Annotated in this window: 6 protein-coding genes; 4 read left to right on the plus strand and 2 right to left on the minus strand. The window is 63.2% G+C overall.

Annotation, left to right across the window (positions count from 1 at the left end):
• The 4 genes from AB4Z15_RS24805 to AB4Z15_RS24820 form a co-directional block, all read left to right on the plus strand.
• A partial coding sequence (locus AB4Z15_RS24805; protein ID WP_442019383.1) for an excisionase family DNA-binding protein occupies window positions 1-403 on the plus strand: 403 nt, incomplete at its 5' end.
• 15 nt (window positions 404-418) lie between these two features.
• Window positions 419-958 (plus strand): PIN domain-containing protein, encoded by a 540-nt coding sequence (locus AB4Z15_RS24810; RefSeq protein WP_442019388.1) that lies wholly within the window; start codon window positions 419-421, stop codon window positions 956-958.
• Window positions 959-1,447: 489 nt separating this feature from the next.
• Window positions 1,448-2,683, plus strand: a complete 1,236-nt coding sequence (locus AB4Z15_RS24815) for a carboxylesterase family protein (protein WP_442019384.1) — start codon at window positions 1,448-1,450, stop codon at window positions 2,681-2,683.
• Window positions 2,684-2,829: 146 nt separating this feature from the next.
• Window positions 2,830-3,666: a YncE family protein gene (locus AB4Z15_RS24820; RefSeq protein WP_442019385.1), complete on the plus strand. Its 837-nt coding sequence runs from the start codon at window positions 2,830-2,832 to the stop codon at window positions 3,664-3,666.
• A gap of 303 nt (window positions 3,667-3,969) precedes the next feature.
• Here the strand turns inward: AB4Z15_RS24820 and katG are convergent, their stop codons facing one another.
• Together katG and AB4Z15_RS24830 are read right to left on the minus strand one after the other, a co-directional pair.
• On the minus strand, window positions 3,970-6,264 hold the full coding sequence (gene katG, locus AB4Z15_RS24825) for a catalase/peroxidase HPI (protein WP_442019386.1): 2,295 nt from the start codon (window positions 6,262-6,264) through the stop codon (window positions 3,970-3,972).
• Window positions 6,265-6,581: 317 nt separating this feature from the next.
• Window positions 6,582-7,340 (minus strand): SMP-30/gluconolactonase/LRE family protein (locus tag AB4Z15_RS24830; RefSeq protein WP_442019387.1); only part of this gene is annotated, 759 nt, incomplete at its 5' end.

The raw sequence follows: 7,340 nt of genomic DNA on the forward strand, positions 1-7,340 counted from the left end.
CGCGCGGGAGGCCTTGAAGACACTTCGTCGCGCCGTTGAGGCGCACTCGGATCCACAGCAGCCGGTGGAGATGAGGGTTACTGACGGCGGGCAGCTGGAGATGCCCCGTGCTGCTGCGGATCTGATGATGAGAATCCTTGGGAAGATGGGAGCTGGCCAGGGTGTCACGGTGGTCCCCATGAATGCCGAACTCACGACGCAGCAGGCTGCGGATATTTTGAATGTATCCCGTCCTTACCTGGTTGGGCTCCTTGAGTCTCAGGAAATTAAGTACCGAATGGTCGGAACGCACAGGCGGGTACTGGCCGATTCACTCTACGAATACAAGCGCCGCACCTCGGTGGCTCAGAAGGATGCCGCGGACGAATTGTCGGCGCTGGGCCAGGACATGGGGATTATCTAGAGGGTTTTCACGGTCATCTACGATGCGAACGTCTTGTATCCGAGCATGCTCCGCGATCTACTGATCCGAGTCGCTCAGGCCGGGCTGGTCAGAGCGCGTTGGACGGAGGCCATTCTCGACGAGACGTTTCGAAATCTGAAAGAGAATCGGCCGGATCTGGATCCGGTGAAGCTCGACCGCACCCGGGTGTTAATGTGCACCGCTGTGCCGGATTGCATCGTAGGCGATTACCAGCCTCTGGAGCAGGTCTTCCTGGACCTGCCGGATCCGGGGGATGCCCATGTGATGGCAGCGGCTCTGAAGGTGCAGGCCCAGGTAATTGTCACAAACAACCTCAAGCATTTTCCAGACGAAGCTCTCAGCCCCTGGGGAATAGAGGCCAAGCACCCTGATGACTTCCTCATGGATCAGTTCTATTTGGATGCGGTCGAACTGCACATTGCGATACGTAACATGTCTGAGGCCTACAGGAATCCACCGCTGGACGTCAACGATGTCTTGGATCGGCTTGATTCGGAGGGAATGCCTCAGATAGCCGCAGCTCTTCGCCGGTAGTGCTTGGATGTTCTGCGCAAGCGTCCGCGCAGGTTCCGAGTTGGGGATTACTGAGGGTCCCGCGGCCAGATGCTGTGGGGCCTTCGTCCGTTAACCGCGGCTCGAACCATTCGGGATGACCCAGGGAGAACACGTGCTCAGGTCATGCGACCGCCCGTCGATCGGACAACGAATAGGAAGGAGGCAGACTCGTGTGAAGACCTCAAAGGGCAAGAACAACACCCTGCATCCGTGGGGATGCTGCAAGGGCCGTTGGCATGACTTGGTTGCCGCCACACATGGACTCCTCCCACAGGACCAACCTTCTCAGCACAACGAAAGCTGCACCCACTCGCTGCCGTGGTGCGGCGGTTGATGGGAGGCCCTTCAAACGGAGAACTGGGGCTGTAAACAATGTGCGCACTTGGCCCTTCGGACTGCGCCGTACATCGGGCGGACTGGCCCGGATTCCGACAAGGCCGGCCCGCCGCCTTCCCGCAGTCGCCAGGTGTGCTCGACAGCCTGCTGGGCCCTGCCCTCGGCGAACTCAGGCAGCAGGAAGACGCGTTCACGCTTCGGGTCCAGGCCCCGGCCGACGCCCACCGACTGCCCGTCCTGTTTTTTATCCCGGGAGGCGGCTACACGACAGGTTCGGGCGAGAGCCGGTGGTACAAGTCGCAAGAGCTCGTGCGCCAAGGGCGCATCGTCCTCGTCACAGTGAACTACCGTATCGGTGTACTGGGGCACTTCGGCCCGCTCGGGGACCCAGTCGAGTCAAGCAAGCCGATCCGCGATCTGCAGGCTGCGCTGGGATGGGTAGGGGAGAACATCGCCGCCTTCGGCGGCGACCCCGCCCGCATCACTCTTGCGGGTGACTCAGCGGGGGCATGGTACGCCTACGCACTGAGTACGGACCAGAGGTTGAGCGGCTCAGCCGCGCAGACCCTCCTCATCAGCATGCCTCGGCTCGCGCCACTGCCCGTCGACACCTGGCTTCGACACCGGGCGGCGGTAGTCGATGCCCTCGGGTCGGAATATGCACTCCTGACCGCGCCTTTGGGCAGGCTTCTGGACGCCCAAACGCGTGCACGCGCCAGACTTCCGGCATTTCCCTTCATGCCTGCCGAGCCAACGGACATACCGCAAAGGATCCCACGGTACGCGTCCTCCGCCCCAATGATCCACACAGGCGCTGCACTCGTCATCACAACAGCCGAGGAGTCGGCAGGATTCCTTCGTAGCCGGCCCCGCAACGAATTCTCGGCAGCAGGCGTCGAGCGGTTCATCGCCCAAACATTCACAGACCCCGCAGCCACGACGGTAGTACTCGACGCCGATGGCCAAGAGCCCGACCCGTATCTGCGAATGGTGCGTGCAGCGACGCTGGCCCAGTTCCGTTCCCCAGCACTGGAGATCGCTACTCATGCGCCCGTCCCTGTCCAAGTCGTCAGGCTGGACCACCGGAGCAAACTCGAGGCAGCCTACGCACCACACTGCTTCGTTCTGCCATTTGTGTTCGGTGATGCCACCCAATGGAGGGACTCACGCATGCTCGGCGGCGCCTACACATCAGAATCGGTGCGCGTAACCACCGCCACGCGGCGGCTGATCATTGAATTCGTCCACAAGGGAGTAGCAGAGCGGGAAAGATACGATCCTAAAGCTCCCCACACACTGAGCCTCGGCGCTAAGGGCATCAACCTTGAGCCCGCAATCGACGCCCTGATACACGTACGGGAGGGCTAACGGCTGCCTCAACCGGTAAATCTCGTCCTCGGCCGGAAAAGTTCCGCGAACATCCTGGGCTCGTGCCTCGTCTGGGTCCTTGCATGGTTTTTCCAATTGATGGTGGATAGGCTGTGCCCCTAGCGCGCCGTGCTCTGAGGGAAGCGGTGCATGAAATCGGGGGATTCATGATGTGCCGCACACCATTCATTCGCGCCCTGATGGGGTTTCTTGGCATGGTCATGGCCCTGGGGTTGGTAGCCTGCGGCATGCCCGGGGTGGCGCACGCCACGGGAGGCCTATCTCCAGATCACCGTGAAGCCACACGGCTTATGGGCGAGCTGGCAGCAACCGTGGAACTCCCCTCGACCATTAGCGTGAGAGCACGCCATATCCAGTTCAGCCGCGACGGGTCCAAGGCATTCGCTGTGGGAGGGGGCAGGTTTTCGGTCATCGACGTTGGAAGCGACACCGTTTCTGGCAGCATCGAGGTCCCTGGGGCGGGAGCGGACGTGGTGATTTCCCCCGATGAATCCACCGCCTTTTTGATTACCGACTTCGACACCTCAACGGTAACGTTCGTGGACATCGCCACGCTCAGGGTCTCGGGCACCGTTCCGCTGGCGGCAGAGGGCGGACGTTTAGCTGTTACACCGGACGGTTCCACGCTCTACGCGGCCGTGGATGCGACCTCCCCTGAACCCCCTGCGCCCGGTTCTGTCACTGTTATCGACGTCGCCTCGCGACGGGTCGACACCGTCGTTGCGGTGGGTTCGGGGCCCGGCCAGCCACTGGTCGCCGGGGGAAGTGTATGCGACGTGGCTCGGCTTCGCGATGTGGCGCGAAGGACGCATCACCGGTGTCCTCACCCTTGGCGTCCTCGGCGGGTTGGTAACGAAGGTGCGGATGGTGGTGAACCCCGAAAAGCTCTCGCTGTGGGCTCCGGAAGCATAAGCGCTGCCCTCGACCTCCCACCGTGCGGCACTGCATCGTCCTGTCGATGAACGCACGATTTCACCGTGTGGAGAAAGGATGGCCAACACGGATGAGCCAAGTGAACATCGGCAAGCAGCCCCCGGCGCGTATCAGGGGCTGATGCAGCTGAACAAGATGTGCCGGTCCGGTGGGAATCGCAATACTTCTTAGAGCAGGAGCGCGCCGCGCTCCAGATCGCGAGCACGTCACCCTGCTCAGCGACTATGGGAGAGTTCCTGAGGTCAGCTTCCGCGCTGAACAAGAGGTTTCGAAAAGTGTCATGGCCGGCTGCAGTTGCAACCGGCCCCGACACCGCGGTTCAGTTGAACTTGTTACTTGAGGTCGAAGCGGTCCAGCTCCATGACTTTGGCCCACGCGGCCACGAAGTCATTGACGAACTTCTCCCTGGCGTCTTCGCTGGCGTAGACCTCGGAAAGGGCGCGCAGCTGTGAGTTGGACCCGAAGACCAGGTCCACCGGGGTGGCCGTCCACTTCAGCTCGCCGGTGGCGGCGTCGGTGATCTCATAGACGTTTTCCTCCGACTCCGACGCCCTCCATGTGGTGCCAGGCAAGAGCAGGTTGAGGAAGAAGTCGTTGCTCAGGACCTGCGGCTTGTCTGTCAGCATGCCGTGGCTGGAACCGCCCAGGTTGGTGCCCAGGGCGCGCATGCCGCCTACCAGCACCGTCATCTCCGGTGCGGTGAGGTCCAGCATGTAGGCCTTGTCCAGCAGCAGGGTCTCGGGCGGGAGCTTCGAGCCGGGCCGCAGGTAGTTGCGGAACCCGTCAGCTTTGGGCTGCAGGTACTGGAAGGATTCGACGTCGGTCTGCTCCTGGTCGGCATCGGTGCGTCCCGGCCGGAATGGCACGGTGATGGGGAATCCGGCGTCGGCAGCGGCCTTTTCCACCGCGGCGGCACCGCCGAGGACGATCAGGTCTGCAAGGGAGACCTTCTTGCCGCCAGCCTGCGCAGAGTTGAACTCCTCCTGCACCCGTTCGAGCACCGGAAGAACGGTTGCCAGCTGCTCCGGTTCGGAGGCTTCCCAGCTGCGCTGCGGCTCCAAGCGGATCCTTGCACCGTTGGCGCCGCCGCGCCGGTCCGTTTTGCGGTAGGTGGCTGCCGAGGCCCAGGCCGTACCCACGAGCTGCGGGATGGTCAGGCCGGAGCCCAACAGCTTCGCCTTCAGCGAAGCGATGTCCTGCTCGTCGATCAGTTCATGGTCGACGGCGGGAACGGGATCCTGCCACAGCTGGGCTTCCGGCACCCACGGGCCCAGCATGTGGGGGCCAACGGGTCCCATGTCGCGGTGCAGCAGCTTGTACCAGGCCTTGGCGAACGCCAGGGCGAACTCGTCCGTGTTCTTGAGGAAGCGGCGACCGATTTCCTCGTAGACGGGGTCGAAGCGCAGTGACAGGTCCGTCGTCAGCATTGTGGGTCGGTGTTTTTTCTCCGGGTCGTGCGCGTTCGGGATGATATTCGGTGCATCCTTGGCAACCCATTGGTGAGCACCGCCAGGGCTCTTGACCAGTTCCCACTCGTACTCGAACAGGATCTCCAGGAAGCGGTTGCTCCATTGGGTCGGCATGTCCGTCCAGGTCACCTCGAGGCCCGAGGTGATGGTGTCCGCGCCCTTGCCACTGCCGTAGGTGCTGAGCCAGCCCAGGCCCTGCGCCTCCAGGTTGGCGGCTTCCGGTTCGGGGCCCACATGCGCATCGGCGGGGCCAGCGCCATGGGTCTTGCCGAACGTGTGGCCGCCGGCGATCAGCGCGAAGGTCTCCTCGTCGTTCATCGCCATGCGCTTGAACGTCTCCCGGATGAAGGCGGCGGCGGCTACTGGGTCCGGGTTGCCCATGGGGCCTTCGGGGTTGACGTAGATCAGGCCCATTTCAGTGGAACCGACGTCCTCGGACATCTGGCCTTCACCGACGTAACGCTCATCACCGAGCCAGGCGTCTTCGGGGCCCCAGAAGATCTGCTCGGGCTCCCACACGTCCTCGCGGCCAAAGGCAAAGCCGAAGGTCTCGAAGCCCATCGATTCCAAGGCGACGTTGCCGGCCAGGACCAGCAGGTCGGCCCAAGAGAGCTTCTGGCCGTACTTCTGCTTGACCGGCCACAGCAGTCGCCGGGCCTTGTCCAGGTTGGCGTTGTCCGGCCAGCTGTTGAGCGGCGCGAACCGCTGGCTGCCGTCTCCCGCTCCACCGCGGCCGTCATGGACGCGGTAGGTGCCGGCCGCGTGCCAGCTCAGGCGGATCATCAGGCCACCGTAGTGGCCGAAGTCCGCCGGCCACCAATCCTGCGAGGTAGTCAGGACCTCGGTGATGTCACGCTTCAGAGCCTCGACGTCGAGCTTCTGGAATTCCTCTCGGTAGCTGAATGACGGGTCCAGCGGATTGCTTGACTTGCCGTGCGTGTGCAGCGCGGAAAGGTCCAGCTGGTTGGGCCACCAGTCCTGGTTGGTCCGCGGTCGGTGGCCTTTGGGCTCGGGGGAATCGATCGCCGGGTTTTCACTTTCGCTGCCCTGGGCCGTGGCACTGCCATGGGCCACCGGGCATCCGCCCTCCACCTTCTGGTTCAAGCCCTGCGCGCTCCCGGGAGTGGGGACTGGGGGATGCTCTTGGGGATCGGTCATATTCTTCTTCCTTTCATCTGGCCGAGGTCGCCGTCGGCTCGGGCCGGTTCAAAGTTTCCTATTGTGCCGTAAACGCGCGTCTGGGGAGAGCCCATCGGGAGGGACCGTCCCGTGCCTGCCGCACCGAGAAGACTTGTGTGACAGTACCCCCACCCGCGTGCTGTTCCGCAATGATCATCGAGTCTCGCCCTAGGCAACAGCGTGGGCTTAGGCTTGGTCGATTGTCAAACATATTCTTTGCTCGTTACGGTTTCTCTTCGGAGCTTCTTCACGTTTCCGTCCCATACATGACATCCTCGCGGTGACTCAGGCGCCGATCAGTTCGGCAGCTCAGTCATGTAGATCCGGGCGCTGCGCCGCTCCTGCACCGACCTGAGCTGGTCGACTCCCTCGAACTCGTTGCAGAGCAGGAACAAGTGCCGACCCTGCGGCCCGCCGAGCGCGCATGAGAAGCACGGTACGTCAGTCTCGATCCGATGGGTGATCTCGCCGCCGTCAAGCACCCGGACGACCGCTCCAGCGGGCGCGCCCCCGACACGGGTGTGAGCGAAAGTGTCAGCCGTCTGGGACCAGATACCGCCGGCGGCGTCAATGCAGATGCCGTCGGGTCCAAGACCCTCTGCCCAATTGCGGCGCCCGGACAGGGAGCCGTCGCGCCCGATGTCGAAGGCCGATAATCGACCAGCGAAGGACTCGGCGACCACGAGCGTCGATCCGTCAGGAGTCACGACCATGCCGTTGGGGAACTCGATGTCGCCGGCTACCTCGCGAGCGGTGCCGTCTGGGGCGACCAAGCGGATCCACCCCGGTGTGGGTTCACCGCCCCCGGCAAAGTCGAAGTCGGCCCCGTTTACGTAGATGTGGCCAGCCGGATCGACGATGACCTCGTTGCCTCCCTGCTCGCTATACCTGTCGGTGGAGCCATCCGGCCGCACCAGGGCCAGATCCTCGCCGGAGACCAGCAAACCGCCGTCGGGCAACCAGTCGATGGCCCAGCCCATCCTCGTCGGTCCGGATGCCATGACTTCAGTTTGGCCCAGGAGGTCGACGGCCAACACCTCACCGGCACCCCAGTG

Origin of the sequence: Paenarthrobacter sp. 2TAF44 (assembly GCF_052114885.1) — a bacterium.
In the GTDB taxonomy this organism is placed as follows: Bacteria; Actinomycetota; Actinomycetes; order Actinomycetales; family Micrococcaceae; genus Arthrobacter.